The sequence below is a fragment of the Nocardioides sp. CPCC 206347 genome (genome assembly GCF_048654605.1).
Classification (GTDB): Bacteria; Actinomycetota; Actinomycetes; order Propionibacteriales; family Nocardioidaceae; genus Nocardioides.
This window is the reverse complement of record NZ_JBMCYZ010000005.1, coordinates 316,770-338,311: the sequence shown is the minus strand read 5'-3', so window position 1 is coordinate 338,311 and position 21,542 is coordinate 316,770. Positions and strand designations below refer to the sequence as shown.

The 21,542-nt window shown below is 66.8% G+C and carries 21 protein-coding genes; 15 read left to right on the top strand and 6 right to left on the bottom strand.

The window, feature by feature from the left end; all coding sequences use genetic code 11:
• Positions 1–74: 74 nt before the first annotated feature.
• Genes cofD through ACOACQ_RS18560 form a run of 3 tightly spaced genes read right to left on the bottom strand, consistent with a single transcriptional unit; the run spans position 75 to position 3,468 of the window.
• Positions 75–1,043, bottom strand: coding sequence for a 2-phospho-L-lactate transferase (gene cofD / locus ACOACQ_RS18570; RefSeq protein WP_378601897.1), 969 nt, complete (start codon positions 1,041–1,043; stop codon positions 75–77).
• Entirely contained in the window at positions 1,040–2,734 is a 1,695-nt protein-coding gene (locus ACOACQ_RS18565) for an ATP-binding protein (RefSeq protein ID WP_378601894.1), read from the bottom strand. The genes cofD and ACOACQ_RS18565 overlap by 4 nt, the downstream gene beginning before the upstream one ends.
• A complete protein-coding gene (locus tag ACOACQ_RS18560) occupies positions 2,731–3,468 on the bottom strand; it encodes a response regulator (RefSeq protein WP_378601891.1) in 738 nt (245 codons plus the stop codon). The genes ACOACQ_RS18565 and ACOACQ_RS18560 overlap by 4 nt, the downstream gene beginning before the upstream one ends.
• A 105-nt stretch (positions 3,469–3,573) precedes the next feature.
• Here ACOACQ_RS18560 and ACOACQ_RS18555 point away from each other — a divergent pair, with 105 nt between their 5' ends.
• From ACOACQ_RS18555 to ACOACQ_RS18520, 8 genes are all read left to right on the top strand, one after another.
• Positions 3,574–5,127, top strand: a complete 1,554-nt coding sequence (locus tag ACOACQ_RS18555; RefSeq protein ID WP_378601888.1) for an AMP-binding protein — start codon at positions 3,574–3,576, stop codon at positions 5,125–5,127.
• A gap of 13 nt (positions 5,128–5,140) precedes the next feature.
• Positions 5,141–5,986 (top strand): nitroreductase family protein, encoded by an 846-nt coding sequence (locus tag ACOACQ_RS18550; RefSeq protein ID WP_378601885.1) that lies wholly within the window; start codon positions 5,141–5,143, stop codon positions 5,984–5,986.
• Between the two features lie 77 nt (positions 5,987–6,063).
• Entirely contained in the window at positions 6,064–6,399 is a 336-nt protein-coding gene (locus tag ACOACQ_RS18545; RefSeq protein ID WP_378601882.1) for a hypothetical protein, read from the top strand.
• Positions 6,400–6,428: 29 nt separating this feature from the next.
• Positions 6,429–8,801 carry a bifunctional FO biosynthesis protein CofGH gene (locus ACOACQ_RS18540; protein ID WP_378601879.1) on the top strand — a complete coding sequence of 791 codons (2,373 nt, stop codon included), beginning with the start codon at positions 6,429–6,431 and terminating at the stop codon, positions 8,799–8,801.
• Positions 8,801–9,148: a hypothetical protein gene (locus tag ACOACQ_RS18535; RefSeq protein WP_378601876.1), complete on the top strand. Its 348-nt coding sequence runs from the start codon at positions 8,801–8,803 to the stop codon at positions 9,146–9,148. Before ACOACQ_RS18540 ends, ACOACQ_RS18535 begins: the two co-directional genes overlap by 1 nt.
• Entirely contained in the window at positions 9,148–9,834 is a 687-nt protein-coding gene (gene npdG / locus ACOACQ_RS18530; RefSeq protein WP_420288988.1) for an NADPH-dependent F420 reductase, read from the top strand. The genes ACOACQ_RS18535 and npdG overlap by 1 nt, the downstream gene beginning before the upstream one ends.
• A gap of 20 nt (positions 9,835–9,854) precedes the next feature.
• A complete protein-coding gene (gene ribA / locus ACOACQ_RS18525) occupies positions 9,855–10,445 on the top strand; it encodes a GTP cyclohydrolase II (RefSeq protein WP_420288987.1) in 591 nt (196 codons plus the stop codon).
• Positions 10,438–11,211: an enoyl-CoA hydratase-related protein gene (locus ACOACQ_RS18520; RefSeq protein ID WP_378601867.1), complete on the top strand. Its 774-nt coding sequence runs from the start codon at positions 10,438–10,440 to the stop codon at positions 11,209–11,211. Before ribA ends, ACOACQ_RS18520 begins: the two co-directional genes overlap by 8 nt.
• A gap of 129 nt (positions 11,212–11,340) precedes the next feature.
• Here ACOACQ_RS18520 and ACOACQ_RS18515 read toward each other — a convergent pair whose 3' ends face one another.
• The 3 genes from ACOACQ_RS18515 to ACOACQ_RS18505 all read right to left on the bottom strand — a co-directional run bounded on the left by ACOACQ_RS18515 (position 11,341) and on the right by ACOACQ_RS18505 (position 15,337).
• Positions 11,341–12,219: a CynX/NimT family MFS transporter gene (locus tag ACOACQ_RS18515; RefSeq protein WP_420289082.1), complete on the bottom strand. Its 879-nt coding sequence runs from the start codon at positions 12,217–12,219 to the stop codon at positions 11,341–11,343.
• Between the two features lie 191 nt (positions 12,220–12,410).
• Positions 12,411–13,841 carry an argonaute/piwi family protein gene (locus tag ACOACQ_RS18510; protein ID WP_378601864.1) on the bottom strand — a complete coding sequence of 477 codons (1,431 nt, stop codon included), beginning with the start codon at positions 13,839–13,841 and terminating at the stop codon, positions 12,411–12,413.
• Positions 13,838–15,337 (bottom strand): DUF4365 domain-containing protein, encoded by a 1,500-nt coding sequence (locus tag ACOACQ_RS18505; protein WP_420288986.1) that lies wholly within the window; start codon positions 15,335–15,337, stop codon positions 13,838–13,840. The genes ACOACQ_RS18510 and ACOACQ_RS18505 overlap by 4 nt, the downstream gene beginning before the upstream one ends.
• A gap of 126 nt (positions 15,338–15,463) precedes the next feature.
• Between ACOACQ_RS18505 and ACOACQ_RS18500 the strand changes: the two genes are divergently transcribed.
• The 7 genes from ACOACQ_RS18500 (at position 15,464) to ACOACQ_RS18470 (ending at position 21,542) form a co-directional block, all read left to right on the top strand.
• On the top strand, positions 15,464–15,904 hold the full coding sequence (locus ACOACQ_RS18500) for a helix-turn-helix domain-containing protein (RefSeq protein ID WP_082600003.1): 441 nt from the start codon (positions 15,464–15,466) through the stop codon (positions 15,902–15,904).
• A gap of 437 nt (positions 15,905–16,341) precedes the next feature.
• Positions 16,342–16,911, top strand: coding sequence for an SAF domain-containing protein (locus ACOACQ_RS18495; RefSeq protein WP_378601857.1), 570 nt, complete (start codon positions 16,342–16,344; stop codon positions 16,909–16,911).
• Between the two features lie 3 nt (positions 16,912–16,914).
• Positions 16,915–17,754: a hypothetical protein gene (locus tag ACOACQ_RS18490; protein ID WP_378601855.1), complete on the top strand. Its 840-nt coding sequence runs from the start codon at positions 16,915–16,917 to the stop codon at positions 17,752–17,754.
• Positions 17,751–19,427, top strand: a complete 1,677-nt coding sequence (locus tag ACOACQ_RS18485) for a CpaF family protein (RefSeq protein ID WP_420288985.1) — start codon at positions 17,751–17,753, stop codon at positions 19,425–19,427. Before ACOACQ_RS18490 ends, ACOACQ_RS18485 begins: the two co-directional genes overlap by 4 nt.
• Complete coding sequence (locus tag ACOACQ_RS18480; protein ID WP_378601849.1) at positions 19,424–20,356, top strand: type II secretion system F family protein; 933 nt, start codon at positions 19,424–19,426, stop codon at positions 20,354–20,356. The genes ACOACQ_RS18485 and ACOACQ_RS18480 overlap by 4 nt, the downstream gene beginning before the upstream one ends.
• Complete coding sequence (locus ACOACQ_RS18475) at positions 20,353–21,264, top strand: type II secretion system F family protein (protein ID WP_378601846.1); 912 nt, start codon at positions 20,353–20,355, stop codon at positions 21,262–21,264. The genes ACOACQ_RS18480 and ACOACQ_RS18475 overlap by 4 nt, the downstream gene beginning before the upstream one ends.
• A 74-nt stretch (positions 21,265–21,338) precedes the next feature.
• Entirely contained in the window at positions 21,339–21,542 is a 204-nt protein-coding gene (locus tag ACOACQ_RS18470; RefSeq protein ID WP_298519674.1) for a hypothetical protein, read from the top strand.

Sequence of the window (21,542 nt, the reverse complement as noted above, 5' to 3'; positions counted from 1 at the left end):
TTAGGGGCTCGTCGACGCCTTCGGCCCGCTGCCCGGAGCGAGAGGCACGCCCAACCGCTAGTGGCGGTTCGGAGTCACCGCAGCTCAGCGTTTTCTACGCCGGACAGCACGGCGTCGACCAAGAGCCCCGGGTCGGCTCCTCGGTGGACCAAGGTGTCGGCTAGGACCACTCGGAGACCCACTGCTTCGATCTCGTTCGCGAATGCAGCGTCCGCCCGATCGAGTACGAACACCCCGGCGACGTCGGCATAGAACAGCGCCACCCCCACTGGCGTCGGCTCGTAGCCGGCGGCCTTCAGGAGGCGGGCACGGCTTCGAGCTCTGCCGGCCTCACCCTCGTCATCAATCGGCACCGTCTCCACGGTCGGTGACACCACCACCGTCCGCTGTCGCGCCGATTGAAGTGCCGCTCGCATCCCCTGCAATTGCAGGATGGGTTGCAGGCTCGCGATGGGGTTGCTTGGCGCGATGACCACCAGGTCGGCGGCTGAGATGTCGTCCAGCAACCCTTCGACGGGTTGTGCGTCGTCCATCCCGGCGACATACGAGCGAAGGACGTCAACGTCGGCGTGCTCGCGCACCAGGAACTCCTGGTAGTGCAGATCTCGGCCGTCGCAAGTGACCACACGTGAGGTCACTTCGGCTTCGGTGGCCGGGAGGATCTTGCATCCGACCTGGAAGGCCCGGGCAATCTCGGAGGTAATGTCACTCAAGCGGTGTCCGGCGCGGAGTTGGCCGGTGCGGAAAAGGTGAACGGCCAGGTCTCGGTCACCCAAGTTGAACCACTGGTTGCCGGCGATCTCACTCAGCGTGGTCATACATTGCCACGTCTCCTCCTTGACGCCCCATCCGCGGCTTGTGTCCTGGCGGCCGCTCAGTGCATACAGCACGGTATCGAGATCGGGACACACGCGCAGGCCGTGCAGCCAGAGATCCTCGCCAGTATTGACTGCCACGGTCAGGTCGAGGTGCCGTGCAGGGTCGATCATGATGGTCCACAGCCGGGAGGCGCCGATGCCGCCTCCGAGTCCGACAACTCTCATGATTGCTCGCCCCTGATGTCGGGCCGGAGACGCAGCCGGAATCGTGCGCCCCCCTCCTTTCGGTTCTCGACCGTCAGGTCACCGCCCATCGCGGTCGCCAAACTGCTAGCAAGGACCAGACCCAGCCCGTAGCCGTCGACCTCCACGCCGGATCCCCGAACGAACGGCGTAAACAAGTGGGGGAGAAGGTCCGCCGGGATACCTGGCCCGTTGTCAGACACGGTGACCGAGATATTCTCTTCCTCTTCCTCGATCAGTACCTCGATGAGCCCCGCGGGCGCGCCATGGCGCACGGCGTTGGCGAGCAGATTGAGCACGATCTGGACGAGCCTGCGGCGGTCAATGTACGCCGCAACGCGGGTGCCGGCTCGTAGACGGATCTCGACGGCTCGTGCATCTGCCTCGGCCGCAACCAGATCGATGGCATCGCGGACCGCGTCGACAACCTGTACATCCTCGAGGTTCAGGGGAAGGACGTCCGCCTCCACCCGGCTAATGTCCAGGACTTCGGTGACCAGGGCGAGCAGGTGATCTGCGGCGGTGTTGATCCGCCTTAGCGCCTCCTGGCGACGCGGACCATCCAGGTCGAGGGTGCCGAGGAGTTCGGTGAAGCCCTTGATGGCCTGCAACGGGCTGCGCACCTCATGACTTACCGCGGTCAGGAGCTCCGATTTGGCCCGGCTGTGTTCATCGGCCGTGCGTCGAGCCACCTCGGCCTCCCGTCGGGCACTCTCGGCTGCCTCGACCGCCTGCCGTTCGGTCAGATCCAAGACGGTGATGGCGAACAGCCGGGGCCGGTTGTCAGCGCCCCGTACGACAGCGGCGGTTGCCTCGACGGGGACCTGGTCACCGGTCCCGGTTCGCAGATAGGTCTGCTGGGTGATGTGATCGAGGCGACCCGCCAGCATCTCGGCGACGGTGGACTCGGCCCAGGCGTCGTCGGTGAACACCAGTCCTAGCGGCTGTCCGGTGAGTTCGCTGGCGGTGTAGCCGGTGATGTCGACCATGGCATGGTTGACACGTTCGATGCGTTGGTCCAGCGCCAGCAACGCCATGCCAGCGGCGTTGTCCTCGAACGACCTCCGGAACAGCTCCTCGTTCTCGATCAGGTCACCGACCAGATGGCTGTGCTCAATGGCCACCGACGCCAGGTAGGTGAAGCGGTCAACCAACCGCAGTTCACGGGCTGACGGCTGTTGCGGACGGCGGTGGTACACGGCGAACGTACCGCTGGGGAAGCCTTCCCTACCGGGGATCGGCGTGGACCAACAAGCGACCAGGCCAGCAGCCTGCGCTGCCTGCCGGTACTCCTGCCACCTCGGATCGAGCCGCACGTCGGGCACGATGACCCGCTCGTTCAGGTACGCCGCGGTGCCACAGGACCCCGCAGAGGGACCGGGACGGAGCCCGTCGATGGCGACTATGTAGGCGCTGGGTAGGCGAGGCGCGGCGCCATGGTGAAGTCGTTGCCCGGACCGGTCTAGCAGCAGGATCGAGCAGTAGGCGTCTGGTATCAGCTCTTCGATCGCCTGGAGGATGCGCTCGAGCATGGTCTTCAGGGGAGCGGCGGCGGCGATCAACTCGAGGATCTCGGTGTGCCGACGGAGCACGACGGCAGCGTCTTGTGGCCCGAAGTCGAAGCCGGTTTCAGTGTCGCGCAGGGCTGCGTGTCCCTCGACGCGCCTGTTCATGCCGGCACGTCCAACTGGTAGCCGACGCCGTGCACCGTGCGAATCAAGCCGGTGGTGCCTGGTGCCTCTAGTTTGTTCCGCACCCGGTGGATGTGCTCAGTCACGGTCGCCTCGCCCAGCCAGTCGGCTGACTTCCACACGCGTTCGAGCAGTTGCGGCCTGGTGAATACATGCCGCGGGTGTCTGGCAAGGAAGGTCAGCAACTCGAACTCCTTGGGCGTCAGGTCGATGAGGGTGTCCTTCAGCCAGACCTCTCGGGTAGTGACCTCGATCCGCAAAGGACCCGCGATGATCGAGTCAGTGGGCTCCGGGCCTGAGCGGCGCAGGACCGAACGGACGCGCGCCAACAACTCGCCGGTGGAGAACGGCTTGACCAGGTAGTCGTCTGCACCTAGGTCGAGACCCATGATGCGGTCGGTCTCACCGCTCCGGCCGGACAGAATGACGATCGGTAGGGTCCGGGAGGCCCCGGCGCGCCCGGATCGGACCGCCCGCAGGACGTCCAGTCCGCCGAGGGTCGGCAACGAGAGGTCGAGGACCACTAGCGTCGGGGACTGATCGGCGATCGCCACGATGGCGGTCGGACCGTCGGCGGCCTCCAGTACCTCGTAGCCGGCGTCGTCAAGTTGCCAGCGCACGACTGTACGGATGCTCGCGTCGTCGTCAACGACCAGCACCCGGGGGCGAACCTGATCGCCGTCGGGTGCTGGGCCTGCTGCGGCCGGGATGGTCATAGATGACTGCTATCACCTAGCGCCAGGCCCCACAAGATCCGTGGGCGGCACTGACGCCCAAGCCGGCTCCCAACGTTGAGGATGCGTTGATATTGCGTTGACAGGGTGGTGAGATCCAGGTCACAGAGTGTGCGTGTGACGTTCATCGCTCCCCGAGGCCCCGACACCGTCGCAAGTGTCCTATCAGCTCAGACGTCTTTGCGTCCAGATGCCACGTTCTTGGTCTTCGAACGCGAGCCGGGTGTCGTGGAGACCATCACGTGGGCCGACCAGGAGGCGAGGTCGCGGCGGGCCGCCATGGCGCTGAAGGAGCTGGGGATCTCGGCTGGCACCCGCTTTGGTGTGCACCTGACCAACTGCCCCGCCTTCTACGATGTGTGGTTTGCCGCCGCTCACCTTGGCGCCGTGATGGTGCCGACCAACCCGATCGCGACGGGCTCTGAGTTGCGGTACATGCTCGAGCATTCGGGTTGCCGAGTGGTCTTGACCGAACCCGGTCTCCAGGAAACAGTGCATGCTGCGGGTGCCGAGCACGTGGTCGATGTGACGGGCAGCTGGACGGACGGCGTGGAGCCGTGGGTTGGACCGTCGGCTGCTGCGGCCGGCGATGTCTTGGCGGTGCTGTACACGTCGGGGACGACCAGTCGACCCAAGGGCGTGGAGATCACTCACGCGGCGTATCTGGCAGTCGGCGACGCGGTCGCCAACCACGTGCGCCTACGCCCCGACGACCGCTTCCTAGTGGTGCTCCCGCTGTTCCACGCCAATGCCCAGTACTACTGCACGATGGCGGCACTCGTCTCCGGTGCGTCAATAGCGTTGACTCCCCGATTCAGTGCCAGCCGTTGGTCCGAGCAGGCGGCGGCACTCGAAGCAACCGTCGCAAGCCTGTTCGCAGCACCTATCAGGATGATTCTGGCGAAGGATCCGACCGATTGGGACCGGGCACACAAGCTCCGGGTCACTCTGTTCGCCCAGAACATGTCGAAGGAACAGGCTTTCGAGTTCGAGCAGCGCTTCGCGAACCCCCTCGTGCAGCTCTACGGCATGACAGAGACGGTCATCCCGCCGACGATGAACCCGCTGTACGAGACACGTCACTCCCTGAGCATTGGGCGCCCGCTGCCAGGCTCCCGCCTCCGCGTCGTCGACGTCGACGGCCAGGACGTGCCTGCGGGCGACCCCGGAGAGCTGCTCGTGGGCGGCGAACCAGGCCAAACCATGATGCTCAGATACCTAGACGATCCAGAGGCGACGGCCGCCGCGCTCTCCGACGACTGGCTGCGGACCGGTGACATGGTGCGGGCCGACGTGGATGGCTACCTGTACTTCGTCGACCGCGCGAAAGACATGATCAAGCGCTCGGGAGAGAACGTCGCGTGTGGCGAGATCGAGAGGGTGGTCGATCAGCTAGACGGAGTCCTTGAGTCGGCTGCCGTTGGCGTGCCGGACTCGATGCTGGACGAGGCGATCCACGTCTACGTCGTGGCCCGTGACGGCCTCCGGCTCGACGCCGAGGACGTGATCGCGCACTGCCGTCGCGAGTTGGCCAAATTCAAGGTCCCCGACCAGGTCCACGTCGTTGAAGAACTTCCGCGCACATCCGTGGGGAAGATCCAGAAGCACCTGCTGCGCCGACCGGTGCCGCAGGCCCGATGAGATGAGGTACGCAATGACTGCAGTGCAGCCAGAGACGACGGTCCCGGCACCGACGTCTTCGCTCGGCCTGACGTTCAAGGAGGCGGTCGGCCGTCGACGCTCCATCCGCTACTACAAGCCTTGGCAGCAGGTCGAACGCCAGAAGGTTCAGAAGGTACTGGAGGCGGCCCGGCTCCAGTCCTGCCATGGCAACGCGCAGCTGGTGCGCAAGGCCGTCGTCGTCCACCGCGACGAAACCGATCCCGACGTCTTCGCCGGTCTGGTCGAAGCGCTCTACAACCAGCCGCAGGCTTCCCAAGCGCCTGTCCACATCTACTGGACCATCGACCTGGCAGGCTGGGACAACCTGCGCGAGTACCTGACGGGTCTCATGGACGCAGGCGCACTTACCTCCAGCTACGGCTGGAGCGAGCAGTTCATCGACGAGATCGTGCTTAACACCGCGGACTTCAACGTCATGGCTGGAGAGCGCCAGTTCGCAGAATGGCTCTCGGCCATCGAGACCGGGCTTGCCATCGGAGCCTCGCTCTTGGCTGCCCAGGACGAGGGTCTCGGTACGCAGCTGCTGACCGGGAACCGGCAGCGGATGGCGGAACTGCTCGGCCTCCCCGAGACCGCGACCGTCGCCCAGATCCAGCTGCTCGGCTACGCCGCCGAAGGGACCGACGCAGGTGGCCAGCGGCCGCGGCCCGACTTCGAGGACCTCTACTTCGACGGGAAATGGGGGAACTCCCTGCACCGCGACCCCGCCGTCGTCGCAGAGCTCATCGAGGCCGGCATGATCCAGACCCCTGCGCCGCTTCCGCACCGTCGCCGCGAGGTCAGGGCGCTCGCGGCAATGTTCGGCCTTCCCGACTGATCCCATCCCGAGCCCCGGGGGCGGCCTGACCGTGCGGCCGCCCCCGGGTTCCAGCCCACCAGAGGAAAGACCCCACCATGCCCAGCCCCGAATTTGCCGCCCATACGTCCATCCAGCGGTACGCCGCAACCCTCGATGACCTGACGGCGCGGGAACGCGACGACCGGCTCAACCTTCTTGAGGCCTTCGCGGCCCATGTGGACCGGGACCCCGACACGATGATCGCCGAGATCTTCGACGAGGAGACCCGCAAGTACAAGAAGCGCGGCTTCTACACCGAAGGCGCCAAGGCCTTCGCCGCTAGCTTCGGTGACTCGTCGAACGCCCAACTCCAGCGCAGCAATGTCATCCGCGCCTTCTTCATCGCCAACGGCCGACGCCTGCTCACCGAGCAGCCGGCCTGGATGAGCTGACCCACACGCGACCCGCCGAAAGGACCGTCATGGACGACCTGACGAGATGGAGCACCCAGGATCTGGTCGCCGAGGCCACGCGTCTCCGCGACCTTGCGTTCGGCACCCGCCTGACGTACTCGCCGAAGGTCTTCGTCCCGCTCACGCAGCTGTGTCGGGATCGGTGCGGCTACTGCACGTTTGCCACAGCACCCCGCTCGCTACCTGCCCCGTATCTCTCGCCTGACGAGATCCTGTCCATAGCCAGCAGGGGCGCAGATGCCGGCTGCCACGAAGCGCTCTTCACGCTGGGCGAGAATCCCGAGGCCCGCTACCCCGAGGCCCGCGCCTGGCTCGACGAACACGGCTACAGCTCGACCACCGACTACCTGGTGGCAATGTGCGAACTGGTCGTCGAGCAGACCGGTCTGCTGCCGCACGCCAATGCCGGAGCAATCGGTGCGGACGCGTTGGCCGCCCTGCGGCGGGTGTCACCCTCCCAGGGAATGATGATCGAGTCGCTCCGCGACGACCTCATGGCACATCGCGGGGCACCCGACAAGACTCCGCCTCGACGACTCGCGACCCTAGAGGCGGCCGGACACCTCCAGATTCCGTTCACCACCGGGATCCTGGTCGGGATCGGCGAGGGCGAGGCCGACCGGATCGCGGCCCTGCGGGCGATCGCTGAGTCCCATGCCCGGCACGGCCATGTCCAGGAGGTGATCGTCCAGAACTTCCTGCCCAAACCCGGCACCGCCATGCGCGCCGCGGCAGCCTGCACGCACGAGGAGCACGTCCGCGCGATCGCCATCGCCCGCCTCGTCCTACCGGTCGACATCCATCTCCAAGCGCCTCCCAACCTGTCCGAACCAGACCAGCTAGGCACCTTGGTGTCCGCGGGCATCGATGACTGGGGCGGGGTGTCACCAGTGACGGCGGACCACGTCAACCCCGAACGGCCCTGGCCCGCACTGACCACCCTCAGGACGGCGACCGAACTGACCGGCCGGACCTTGGCGCCTCGATTGCCGGTGTACCCGGAGTTGGCGGCGGACCCGGACCGATGGCTCGACGAGCGGCTTCGCTTCCCCGTGCTCGACCGATCCGACGCAGACCTCTTGGGACGCGACGACCCCGGCGCCCTGTGGCCCGAACGTCATCAGGCCGCGGCCAACGTCGGAACCGGCGCGGAGGTCATCCAGATCGGCCGCCGCTCCACCGGTTGGTACTCGGGTGCCGGAAGTGACCCCATCGTCCTGGTGCCCGGGCGCTCCGCCGCTGCCGGAGCCATCCGCGAGGTGATCGGCGGGGTCCGGGCCGGACAGGACGTCGGCTCCGAAGAGTTGCTGACCTTGTTCACCGCGCGTGGTCCCGAGGTCACCGCCGTCGCCGAGCTCGCCGACCAGATCCGCCGCGATGTCGTCGGCGAAGACGTGACCTTCGTCGCGAACCGCAACATCAACTACACCAACGTCTGCACCTTCCGATGCACATTTTGCGGATTCTCCAAAGGACCGCTGTCGCTCAACCTGCGCGGCAAGCCGTACCTGCTCACCCTCGAGGATGTCGCCGAACGAGCCGCCGAGGCTTGGGACCTGGGTGCGACCGAGGTATGCCTCCAAGGCGGCATACATCCGAACTTCGACGGCAACTTCTACGTCGACGTAGCCAAGGCGGTCCATGAGGCGGTCCCCGGCATCCATATCCACGGCTTTACGGCACTCGAGGTGATGGAGGGCGCGAAACGGCTGGGTGAGTCCCTCGAGTCCTATCTGCTGCGGCTGCAGCAGGCCGGACTGAAGTCGCTGCCGGGCACGGCAGCCGAGATCCTCGACGACGAGATTCGCGCCGTGCTGTGCCCGGACAAGTTGAATACCGAGGAATGGCTACAGGTCCACGAGACGGCCCACAGCGTCGGCCTGCGCAGCAACGTCACCATCATGTTCGGTGCCATTGAGACGCCCGAACACTGGGTTCGGCACATATTGCGCACCCGCGACCTGCAGCGTCGGACCGGCGGATTCACCGAGTTCGTGGGTCTCCCATTCGTGCACATGGCCGCCCCCATCTATCTCAAACGCGGCGCCCGCCGCGGCCCCACCTGGCGCGAAACACTGCTCATGCACGCGGTAGCGCGCATCGCCTACCGCGGCGACATCGACAACATCCAAGCCTCCTGGGTCAAGCTCGGCAGCGTCGGCGCCCAACAGCTGCTTGCCTCGGGCGTCAACGATCTCGGCGGCACCCTGATGGACGAGAACATCAGCCGCGCCGCCGGGGCCGCCCACGGCCAAGCACTGACCCCATCTGACTTCGCAGCCATCGCCGCGGCCGCCGGGCGCCCAATCCGCCAACGCACAACGCTCTACGGCGACATTCTGGCCGGTTCACGCGACGCCATACTGGTCGGTGGCAACTGATGTTCGACGCGCTGGCTCACTGGGAGCAATCACTCCGCAAGACCGTTGGACTCGACGACGTAGAGATAGACGCGCACCTCGCCGCCCTCCACCAGTTCTGCCATACCCACCACACCGATCCGGCGACCCTGCTGGACCGATGGCAGGAGTTCCCAGAACTCACCGTCCGGCGCGACGGCCCGGACAGCAGACGCCGACCACTCCTGGCGCTCGAAAGCTTCCTGATCCACAACGGCGTCAACATCTTCGGCGACCTGGTATGCGTCCCAAAGAACGCCGACGAACTCCGCCAACAATGGCGGCCCGACCGCATCGCGCTAACCAATTCAACCGAGGAACTCCCGTGATGAAACACCGGATCGCCGTGATCGGCGGCACGGGCCCACAAGGCAAGGGACTTGCCTTCCGCTTCGCCGCGGCCGGTCACGCTGTGGCGATCGGATCCCGCGATTTCGAACGTGCCCAGGTGGCGGCCGACGAGATTGCGAGCCGCCTTGACGGCGCCGTCGTCAGCGCGGGAACCAACGGAGACATCCTCAGCGACTGCGACATGGTGTTGTTGGCGGTTCCTTGGGACGGGCACGGCGAATTGGTCCGAACATTGGCAGAGCGGCTAGCTGGCCGAGTCGTCATCAGCTGTGTGAACCCGCTCGGTTTCGACAAGCGCGGACCGTTCGGACTCGAGGTCGCCGAGAGTGCCGCAGAAGAGGCTCAGCGCCTTGTCCCGGCGGCCATGGTCGTGGGTGCGTTCCACCATGTCGCCGCCGCCACGCTCTGGGAGGACACCGAACCCATGGGCCACGAGTCCGTGCTCGTGTGTGGCTACAACCACGAGGCCAAGCAGACTGTCGTGGAGTTGGCGCGCGCGGTTACGGGTACGCCGGGTGTCGACGCCGGAGCCCTGCGACTCGCCCGCCAACTAGAGCCGCTCACCGCCGTCCTCATCAGTATCAACAAGCGCTACCGGACGCGGTCTGGCCTGGCCATCACCGGACTACCGCCGGCCACGAACGCCGCGGAGGTCAGCACATGAGACGTCCAATCCTGTCCCGTGTGCGACGTGAAGCAACGACGTCACTCCCGACCGAAGCGGGCCATTTCACGGCAATCGGCTACGTGGACCGTCGCGGCACCGAACACCTGGCCCTGGTCCATGGCGAACCGCGATCGGGTATCGCGATGGTGCGGATCCACTCAGAATGCCTGACCGGTGACGCATTCGGCTCACGTCGCTGCGACTGCGGCCCCCAACTGCAGGCCTCGATGCGCGCGATCGTCGCGGAGGGCTCCGGCGCCGTCATCTACCTTCGTGATCACGAAGGTCGTGGGATCGGCCTGGTCAACAAGCTGAGGGCATACGCCTGGCAGGACCGTGGGCTGGACACCGTCGACGCGAACCTCGTCCTCGGACTACCGGTTGACGCCCGCGACTACCGGTCCGCCACAGCAATCCTGCGAGATCTCGGTATCGAGGCAGTCCGCTTGCTGACCAACAACCCGGAGAAGGTCTCGGCCGTGGCGGCCGCAGGCATCGACATCCGAGAACGTGTTGCGCTACGTATCGAGCCCGGGCTGGAGAATGTGCGTTACCTGCGCACCAAGCACGCGCGCATGGGACACCTCCTTGGGGCGAGCGATGCCTGATCCCGAGATGCAGATCGTCGTCGACGTCGACGGCCCCGTTCGGCGAATCCGGCTGCATCGACCTGAGCGGCTCAACGCCGTGACCCCGGAAATGCTCGTTGCGCTATTGGAAGCTATCCGGGCATCCTCCAGGGACCTAACAGTACGGGTGATGACACTTGAGGGCAGTGGCCGAGCGTTCTGTGCGGGTGGCGACCTCACCGCCCCAGGGCAGCCATCGGAGGGGACGGTCGCACTCGTGAACGAGGTAGTGGTCGCGCTGCGAGAGGCACCGTATCCGGTCGTAGCGTTGGTCCACGGCATCGCCGCTGGTGCCGGGGTTTCTCTCGTTCTCGCATGCGACGTAGTCATGATGGGCAGCACCGCCGCGTTGGCCCTCGGCTTCAGCAGTATCGGCCTGATGCCCGACGGGGGAGCCACTGCAACGCTTGCCGCTGCTGTGGGCCGAGCACGTGCCTTGGGCCTAGCCGTTCTCGGCGACACCCTGAGCGCTGCACAGGCACACGATTGGGGGATCGCGTCGCGGGTCTTCGACGACGACGAGTTCGACGCACGCGCTGATGAGGTCGTGCAGCGGCTTGCGCAGGGACCTACGGCCGCGTTCGCACAGACCAAGAAGGCCGTCGATGCGGCCACGCTAGGTGATCTCAGAGCGCACCTCGCTCGCGAGCGCGCCGCCCAGACAGAGTTGATCGCCACCGCGGACGGCGTCGCCGGAGTGCGGGCGTTTGTTGAGAGGCTCCAGCCCACCTTCAAGGGTTCTTGACCTCATACCCGCGTAGACCACACCTGGTTGCTGGGATGCGGGCGCCGTATGACGACGGTCGTCGCAGTGTCTTGCCCACCGGCGACGGCCTTCCCCGTGCCGTGTTCGGGCGACGATGGCGGGGGGAGGTCATCGAAGCTGGGGAGTGTTTGCACGTTCACGTGTCCTGGCAGGACGATGGTCCTCGACGTGGATGGTGGTGCGTATGCGCCAGCCGAGGATTGCGATGGCGAGGACCGCTGCGCCCGCGACCAGGAGGTACGAGCATCCCCAGGTTCCGGTGAGGGCGTGGGCTGCGCCGAACAGGAGTGGCCCGAGGAGGGCGATGGCGCATCCGATGCCTTGGACGAAGCCAGAGAGCGCCGTAGTTCCGGCGTGGGTGCGGGCGTGGGTGTTGATCATCGTCAAGGTGATGGGGAAGAGGACGCATCCGATACCGACCAAGAATGTCCACAGCACCGGGGCAGCACCAGGCGCGAGGGCAAGGCCGGTGTATCCGAGGACGTAGGCGACCGCGCAGGTGCCGGTCAGGAGGAACGTGTTGCGCAGGCTGCCAGTCAGCCGCGGAACAGCGAAGGATGCAATAAGGCTGACGCCGATGATCAGGGACACCATCGTTCCGCCGAGGGATCGAGGTTGGCCGGCGTCGACGAGGAGGGCCGGGAGCCAGGTAAAGAGGATGAATACGTTCCAGGATGTAAAGCCGTAGAGCGCCGCCCGCGCCCAGGCGCGCGGGATCTGCCACATCGGCAGCACTGGTCCCTCAGCTGCTGCGCTTGCCTCCACTGGATGGTGGATGTGCTGCGAACGGGGGTGTTGGAGCCAGAGCAGGACGGCGAATGTGGTCGCGAGGACGGCTGGGACTGCCCAGATGCCGACAGCGGCGCGCCAGCCAAATGCGATGTCGAGAGGCATAGCGAGAAGCGGCGGGATCAGAGCCCCACCATTGAGGGCTACGAGCTGGATGGTGTTGAGCGCCCCGATGTGGTCAGGGAAGTGCTTCTTGATCAGCGGGGGAACGAGCTGCGATGACGTTAACGCTGTCTGGGGTGTTGAGGCTGTGCGTGAACTCGCGGAGGGCGGCGCGCACTTCGCTGGCGGCTCGGAGCGGGCACCTCTCGATGCTTGGCCGTCTTGTGCTGGCCGATGCGATCCGAAGAAGCGACGAGCTCAATCCCAGCTACACCCACCGAGCCAAGTCACATGTAGTAGGCGTATCGCGGCGCCGGGCGTTCATTCGGGCCGAGGTGCTTCAGGATCCGGCCGATCGAGTCAGCTGTGCGCAGCGTGATGGGCACCCGTCCGTCGAGTTGGGTGGCGTTCCAGTTCATCTTGGAGAGCGCGAGCAGCTCAGTCGCGATCTCGGCCGCGCTCGACTGCACGTCGACAAGGCGGAAGGGGAGTGCCGACGGCACGTACATCCCTGGGTAAGTCCGGTAGAACGGAACGCTCCCACGGGTGTAGAGCAGGTGCCGGGTGTCGGTGAGCGACAGGAGCGTGCCTCGTAGGGTCGTCTGCTCGCCTTGCCGAAACAGCCGGGGGGAGTCATCGCGTGGGATCCAGACGAGTTCGAGCATGGCCAGGCGCTCCGCCTCGGCGGCAGCCCGGAAGCCCTCCAGCTCTTCAGGCGTGAACGAAGAGGTCTTGTGCAGCATGACGCGTGCGGGTGCCGTCTTGTGCTCGATGCGGTAACGGGCCAGCGACTGCTCAAGGAGGTCCTTGGCGTCGTCACCGGTGAGGTGTGGCTGTCGGTCGTCCTTCGACTGAGTGGCCTGCGCGCCACGGACGATCACGCCGTCGCCGCGCTCGTTGAAAACCTGCGCCACGCTCGTCTGCAGTGTTTCGTTGTCGGTGCTCCGGTAGAAGGCGACACCGACGTAGCAGGTCGTGAGGTCCCGGACATGGCGGGTCATCCGCCATGGCACGCCGCCGGCCTTGTAGTACAACGCCGTGTGCAGGTTCCAGGCCTTGGTTGCCTCGTCCTGCTGGCGTCGCCTGTCGCGGCCCTTTGGCTTGTAGGTCGGGTCCCAGGTCTCGCGTCGGATAATTTGGATGGGACGACTACCGCTCAGCGAGCGTGCCTTCAGCAGTTCGTGGAAGTCGAAGCCGATAGACGCAGCTTTTGGTTGCTCCCACGGTCGGTCAGGGTTGGTCTTCGGCTCCTCGCGTTCCGGCAGATCGTCGGGACGGCAGACGATGATCACGTCGCAGTTGGGTTCCTCATCGAGCGTTCTCAGCTCGGCCTCGTACAGTTCGACGCCCTTCTGCACAGCCTGCAGCGGACTCAGCGTTGCGATGTTCTCCAGGGCTCGTTTGTCGAGTGTGCGCTCCAGCCGTCCGTTCCAGATGATCGTCGAGCGGAAGCCGACGCTGGTATGGAACCCAGGAAACGGCAAGTAGAGGTGCGATAGCGGGCTTTCTTTGGGTGCAATTGGTTCGCGGCAGCGGTCGAGCCATGCCTTGACCCCATCGATGGCCTCCTTGGTGCCGACGATGCCGATCTGGATCGTCCGGACTCCCGTATTGCTCAGGTCGGCCGGACCGTAGTTGTTGATGCCGCTACGTGGGTCGATGTGGCGGCTGCCGTTGCCGAATTCCAGGTCCGGTTCTTCGATGAACGTGAGTTTCATGCCGTCTCCGCCAGCTCCCCGTCAGCCAGAGGATCGGTCGGGTCCGACGCCTCTGCCGCTCGCTTCCACTTCGCCTCGTCGATGCCTCGGTCGGTGTCGAAGGTGACGAGTTTGCCGAAGTCGAGGATGCGCTCGTTCTGGCTGAACAAGCTGTCATGGCCGCCCTCGCGACCGGCGAGGATGGCGGCCCACATGCGGGTCTCGCCGAGCGCAGCGGGGTTACGTTCGAGCCGCTTGATGCCGCTCAGGTACTGGGCTGTGAACCGTGACTCGCGGTAGCCGTCGATCGAGTAGTAGTAGTCGGGCGTCAGGGCGCAGAACCACTCGTCGTCGAGGTTGAGGAACTGCCACTTGAGGCCGGCGTGCTTGTAGTAGCTGACCTGCGATGGGTTGGTCTTCTTGGCGTGCGGCTTGAAGACGGAGCGCCAATGGGTGCCGCTTGTGTTCCAGCTCCGTGGCGACAGGTCGTCGGTGGCACGGAAGTAGAGCATGTGGCGCTTGCCGTGGAAGGCGCAGTCATCGCGGAGGTCTTGCCGGAAGGCGTTGTTGAGTAAGCGCACCAGTACTCGCTCGCTGTCCGGGCTGCCGTCGAGCAGTTCGCCGGTGGCCTCGATCGTCGGGTCACCGTTCACCGCGCCCGCCAGCGCGGTGTCCTCGACGGGGCTCCACGTCAGCAGCCGGCCGCCGAAGAGGGTGAAGTCGTCTCGGATGTCGAGGCTGCTCTCGCGCTGTAGGTCGTAGACCTTCCGGGGGAGTGTGACCGCGGCGTCGTATGCCCAGAACACGTCGGGCATCGTCACGGGCAGCAGGTTCGACTCCAGCGTTTCATCACGCAGATCAGCGACGGGCGTGTGCGCGCGGCCGTGAGGATCCGCAACCGCGAACAGCCGGTCGGAGACGTCCCCTCCAAGGGACATGGTGATCTTGTTGAAGTCCACACGTCCGCCGGCGCGACGGGCGGGATCCGCGAAGTAGGACTGGATGTGCGCCCACCAGGCTTCGCCCCGCTTGGGGTGTGAGCAGACCAGCAGGACGGGCATTGAAGACTTCATCCAGTAGTCCAGGTCGCGCTCGTCGCAGTCGTAGTGGAACCGGTCGGCGGTCTCACCGGGGAAGTCGTTGTCGCTGGCCTTGCTTTGCACCTGGAGGTGGCAGTTGCTGACTTCGCCCGTCGCATGGTCGCGCAGCTCGATCGTGCCATCGATGCCGGCGTCGACTGTGCGCTCGTGCCAGACGTGATCCATGGCGCTGACCCGCTGGTGGATAAGGGCGATACCAGCATCGCCGATGTGCGCGCTGCGGCTGACCTGCTTACCGCTTCCCACCCGGTCACCTCGCTTCTGCCGAGGAATCTGGAGGGCCTCGGCTCTCTGAGAGTACGAGTCGCCTCCGACAGTACGAGGCAGACGCGGTTCAGAGGCGGTGCTACCTGCGGGCGTCCGGATTTGATGAGGCCCACGCCTTTCGAGAGGACCGGTAGGCATCGCCGTTGTCACGCTCCACCTCGAGTCAGCGGCGTGTCCCAGCGCCCTCTGCCCAGCGCGGGTATCACGTAGGTCGCTCAACTTGTGAGGAGATTCGCGGCGGGGGCTCCCGCTTGCTCCGACTAGTGTCTGTCAGCGATGGTTTCCGGAATTGACCCCTCAGTGCTGCGCGCCGCTCGCGAGAAGGCGGGCCTGACCCAGCATGAGTTGGCGCGTCTAGTTGGTGCCGCCGGTGGGGAGCGCATATCTCGTTGGGAGCTGGGCGCGTCGGTTCCTCGGCCGGACTTCTTGGTCAAGCTTGCTAGAGCGCTCGACATCCCGACCCTTCGTCTAATTCACATGGAGGGTGAGGTTCCTGATCTCAGAGCACTGCGTTTGAAGGCGGGGCTGACGGTGCCCGAGTTGGCTGCGGCCGTCAACGTGGCTGTGCCGACCTACTACGCCTGGGAGCAAGGCCGTTGGACCCGACTCCCAGCAGCCAGGCAGCTTGAGAGTCTCGCGCGTGGGTTGGGGGACACAGTCGACGTCGTCGCCGCGGCCTTCCAGGAAGCCCGGCAGCAGCGTCTGCGGCGCGGGTAGGTCCAGCGCCGTAGACGGGCGCACCTGGCGCCGAGTTTGACCGTAATCCACAGGGAGATATTCCTCCCGAAAAGTCCGCATGATTTGTGGTCCCATTGACCTGGATGTTCGGTGCGTGCGAGCGCTCAGTCCCATCGGGGGGATTGGGCCACGCAACCACTTCCGGTCAGGACTCGGGCGATGACATCTCGGAATCGGTCAGCTGTGGATAACGACCCTCGCGATAGAAATGCACTAGTGTGGTTCTATCGAGTCGGGCTCGCGATGACCGCTCCCGGCACGTCTTGACACGTAGGTGATCGAGACAAGAGAGGACTCGGGGATCCATGTCGATGAACACTGCTCAACAAGCACGGGACGAGGTTGGCGCCAGTATCAAGGCACCTCCCGACCACAACCACTTTCCACGGCTGAGGCGCCGCCGCAGGCGTTGGGTCGTGGCACTCTGCGCGGCTCTTGTCGCTGCCGGCGGCCTGGGGACCGCGTTCGCGTTCACCTCGGTTAACGACGCCCAAGAGGTCCTGGTCGTCAGCAACGACATCAAGCGTGGCGAGACCATCGAGGCCGGCGACCTCGCCGTGGTGCGGGTCAGCGTCGACCCGGCGTTGACCCCGGTCCCCGGCAGCCAGAAGGCCGAGCTCGAGGGCAGCCGCGCTGCCGTCGACCTGTGGGCCGGCACCCTGCTCACCGCGCAGGCGGTCACCGACAACCTGGTGCCGGGGGAGGGAGAGTCCCTGGTGGGCATCAGCCTTACTCCCGCGCAGATGCCGTCGGAGCCGCTCTACGGCGGCGACGTCGTCCGGATCGTCACCACGCCCGGCGACCAGGGCGAGATCACCGACGAAGACCCGGTCACCATCGAGGCGACCGTCGTTGGTGTTAACCGGGTCGAGGAGACGGGCGAGACCGTCGTCGACGTCTCGGTGCCCGAAGCCGAGGCGGCCGAACTGGCTGCCCGGGCTGCCACCGGACGGGTCGCACTCGTCCTGGACGCCCGGGAGCGCTGAGGCATGGCGGTGATCGTCCTGGCCTCCGCGAGCGGTTCGCCCGGCGCGTCCACCACGGCGCTCGGGCTCACCCTCAACTGGCACCGACCCGTGCTCCTGGTCGACGCCGACCCGACCGGATCCTCCTCGGTCTTCGCCGGCTACTTCCACGGCACCCAGGAGCCGACCGGCGGCCTGATCAACCTCGCCCTGTCCCTGCGCGAGGGAACGCTGGCGGACGCACTGCCCCGCGAGACGCTGCTGCTGGACCCCGAGGCGCCGGCCGAGCGCTCGGCCTGGTTCCTACCCGGCATCCGCGCCCACGAGCAGGCCCCCAGCCTGTTGCCCCTGTGGGAACCGCTCACCGAGCAACTGCGCGCCCTCGACCGCAACGGCCAGGACGTCATCATCGACGCCGGACGACTCGGCCTCGCCGGCTGGCCCCAGCCGCTGATCGCCGGCTCCGACCTGACCCTGCTCGTCACCCGCAGCTCGCTGCCGGCACTGGCCGGTGCCACCAGCTGGGCCAAGACCCTGCGGGCACAGTTCGCCGCGGTCGGTGGGCTCTCCCGTCTCGGGGTCCTCCTCGTCGACGAGGAGCGACGCTGGCCCACGCTTCCCACCGGCGCCCGAGTCCGGCCCTACACCGCACGCCACATCGCCAAGGCCCTCCAGATCCCCGTGGTCGCCTCCGTGGACTGGGAGCCCGAGGTGGCCGAGGTCTACTCCCACGGCGCGCGCAAGCCCCGCAAGTTCGAGTCCTCCGGGCTGCTGCGCGGCTACCAGGGCAGCACCGCCGCCATCCAGTCCATCCTCGGCGCCAACCAGGCCGCCCTCGCTCCCACGAACGGAGGCCACGCATGAGCACCAACGGACACAACCCGGAGACCAACGGCCGCGACCCGCTGCGCGCCGACGAGTGGCTGGAGGCCCGCCATGCCGCGAACCGCGAGCCGACCTCGCCCTTCGCCCGCGGCACCAACGGCACCCCGCCGCCCCCGCCGCCGGTCGTCGAGGACCACGACCCGACCTCGCTGCCGATCTTCGCCGGCGCCTGGACCAGCGAAGGCGAGGGCCAACTGCCTGGCCGCGCCCGCTCGGAGTTCAGCCTGCGCCCGCTCGTCACGCCAGCGCCGGAGGAGCACCACGACACCCGCGGCGCGGATGGCGAAGTCGAGCTGGACTGGGAGCTGATCGCGCAGTACCGCGCCGAGATCTCGTCGCGACTGACCGCCCGGCTCGACAAGGAAGGTGGCCGGGTCACCGAAGAGGACCGCGAGCAGATGGGCCTCGACGTCATCGAGGAGCTCATCAAGTCCGAGGCCGAGACGCTGGTCTCCACCGGTCGGCCGCCGTGGACGAAGGACCACGAGAAGGAACTCAAGTCCGCCCTCCACGCCGCCCTGTTCGGACTCGGCCGCCTGCAGCCCCTGGTCGAGCGCGAGGACGTCGAGAACATCATCGTCATCGCCCGCGGCCCGCTCTGCTCGGTGTGGCTGGAGCTGGTCGACGGCACCCTGGTCGAGGCCGCCCCGATCGCCGACTCCGAGGACGAGCTGCGCGAGTTCCTCTCCGACCTCGGCGCACGGCAGAACCGACCCTTCACCGAGGCCCGGCCGCACCTGGACCTCCGGCTGCCCGGGGGAGCGCGGCTCGCGGCCGGCTCCTGGGTGATGGCCTACACCTCCGTCGTGATCCGCCGACACAGCATGCGCGAGGTGTCGATGGACGAGATGGTCTACGACCGCAAGGCATGTAGCCCGGTCCTGGCCGACTTCGTCGCAACCTGCGTGCGTGCCGGCAAGAGCATCGTCGTCTCCGGCGTCCAAGGCAGCGGCAAGACCACCTGGGTCCGCGCCCTGTGCTCGTGCATCCCGCCCTGGGAGATGATCGGCACCTTCGAGACCGAGTTCGAGCTGCACCTGCACGAGCTCGTCGACCGCCACAAGATCGTCCACGCCTGGGAGCACCGCCCCGGATCCGGAGAGGTCGGCATCGACGGCCGCCAGGCCGGTGAGTTCAGCCTCGAGGAGGCCATCCACCACTCCTTCCGGTTCAACCTCGCCCGCCAGATCGTCGGCGAGGTCCGCGGCCCCGAGGTCTGGAACATGCTCAAGGCCATGGAGTCCGGGCCGGGCTCGATCAGCACCACCCACGCCCGCAGCGCCGAGCACACCATCGAGAAGCTCGTCTCCTGCGCCATGGAGAAGGGCCCCCAGGTCACCCGCGAGCTGGCGATCAGCAAGCTGGCCGCCGCGATCGACATCGTGATGTACCTGCGCTCGGAGGTCGTCCCCAATCCCGACGGCACCTTCCGCAAGCAGCGCTGGGTCGAGGAGGTCCTGGTCGTCCAGCCCAGCATCGACGCCGCCAGGGGATACGCCACCACCCCGATCTTCGCCCCCAACCAGCTCGGCCAGGCCGTCGCGACCGGCAAGCTCGACAACTTCCTCGCCCAGGAGCTGGCGCGGCACGGGTTCGACCTCGAGGCGTACAAGGCCGAGTCCCAGGCCAACCCGGGGGTGGCCACGTCATGAGCACCGCCTTCCTGCCCGCCGTCTTCGGTGGGCTCATCGTCATCGGCCTGATCGGGATGGGCTACGCGCTGATCCCCGCGCCGCCCAAGCCGCCGCGGCCCGCCCGGACCGTCACCCCGTTCGGGCGGCTGGGGAACTGGTTCGTCCGGCTCGACCGCCGCACCCGGATGCTGATGGTCGGCGGTGGCGTTGCCGGCCTCCTGGTCGCGCTGGTGACCGGCTGGGTGATCGCGATCGTGCTCGTCCCGGCCGGGATCATCGGTATCCCGCTGTTGCTGACGCCCCCACCGGCGGCCGCGAGCATCGAGAAGCTCGAGGCGCTCGAGGAGTGGACTCGGTCCCTGTCCGGCAAGCTGACCGCCGGCCAGTCCCTGCGCTCGGCGCTCATCAAGTCCCTGCAGTCCTCGCCGGCGCCGATCGAGCGCGAGGTCGGCCTGATGGTCTCCCGGTTGTGGAACAACACCGCCAGCACCGAGGACGTGCTACGCGCCTTCGCCGAGGACCTCAACGACTCCACCGGCGACGTCGTGGCCAGCCAGCTGATCCTTGCCGCCAGCGGCCGCGGCCAGGCCGGACTGTCGAAGGCGTTGGACGCCCTCGCCGAGACCGTCGCCTCCGACGTGCGCGCCCGCCGCCAAACCGCCGCCGACCAAGCCAAGCCCCGCACCACCGCCCGCACCGTCACCGTCATCACCCTCGGTGTGCTCGGCATGCTCGCCTTCACCGGCGACTACATCGAGCCCTACGGGTCCCCGTTGGGCCAGGTCATCCTCGCCGTCCTGCTCTCGGCCTACGTGGCCACGCTGCTGTGGATGCGCCGGATGGCCGTCGCCAAGCCACTCCCGCGGTTCCTCGACCTCCAGGCCCGCAACGCGCACCGCGCCGCCCAACGCGCGGCACCGGGCGAGAAGGAAGGAGCACTCGCATGACCGGCCTGCAGATCGCGCTCGCCAGCGGCACCCTCATCGGGCTGGCCCTCGCCCTGCTCGTATGGCGCCTCGCGCCCTCCGACCCCGACCTGGTCGACGCGCTGGACCGTCTCTCACCTGACCACGTCGTACCCCGCCGCAACACTCCCAGCCTCGACGTCGACGCCGGCACCGGCTCGGCGGTCGATCGGATCGGCTTGTGGGCGATGAAGAACCTGCCCGGCGGCGCCTGGGCCCACACACCTCGCAAGGACCTGGCCATCCTGCAGATCAGTGAGACCCGGTTCTACGGCGAGAAGGTCGTCTGGGCACTGCTCGGCCTGGTCATGCCGCCCCTGCTGGCCGCCTTCTTCATGCTGATCGGCCTGCCGCTGCCGTTTGCCATCCCGACGCTCGGCTCGCTGGCGCTGGCCGCCCTGTTCTGGTTCATGCCCAACTGCAACGCTGCCGACGACGCCAAGAAGGCCCGCATCGAGTTCAGCCGAGCCTTGGGCGCCTACATCGACATGGTGGCCACCGGCGTCCGCGACGGATCCAGCGGCCAGCAGGCGCTGCGCTCGGCAGCCGAGGTCGGCGACAAGTGGGTCTTCAAGCGGATCGAGAGCGAGCTGCGCCGCGCCCGCTACATGACCCGCGCACCCTGGGACTCCCTGCACGGTCTCGCCGACGAGCTCGCCGTCCCCGAGCTCGATGACCTCGCCGACATCATGCAGCAGTCCGGCCAGGACGGAGCCCAGATCTACAACAACCTCCGGGCCCGCGCCGCCGCACTTCGCTCGGCGATGCTCAGCGCCGAGGTCGGCAAGGCCAACGCCACCTCCGAGCGCATGTACATCCCAGCCAGCCTGCTCGGCATCGTCTTCATGGCGATCCTCGTCACCCCTTCGATGCTCCGCTTCACCACCTGACCGACCTAACACCGAACCCAAAGAACCAGGGTCACCCAGACCGCAAACCGAACAACCAGGAAGGAAGAACCCCGATGTTGAAGCTCTTCATCACTCTTCAGATGGCGGCGCTGACCTCGCTCGCCTCCCTCGAGGACCGCGTCACCAGGCAGCGCGACGAGCGCGGCTCCGTCACGATCGAGCAGGTCCTGTGGGCCGGCGCGGTGATCGTCATCGTCGGCATCGTCGTCGCGGCCATCAAGTTCTTCGTGACCAGCGAGTCCGCCAAGATCAAGTAG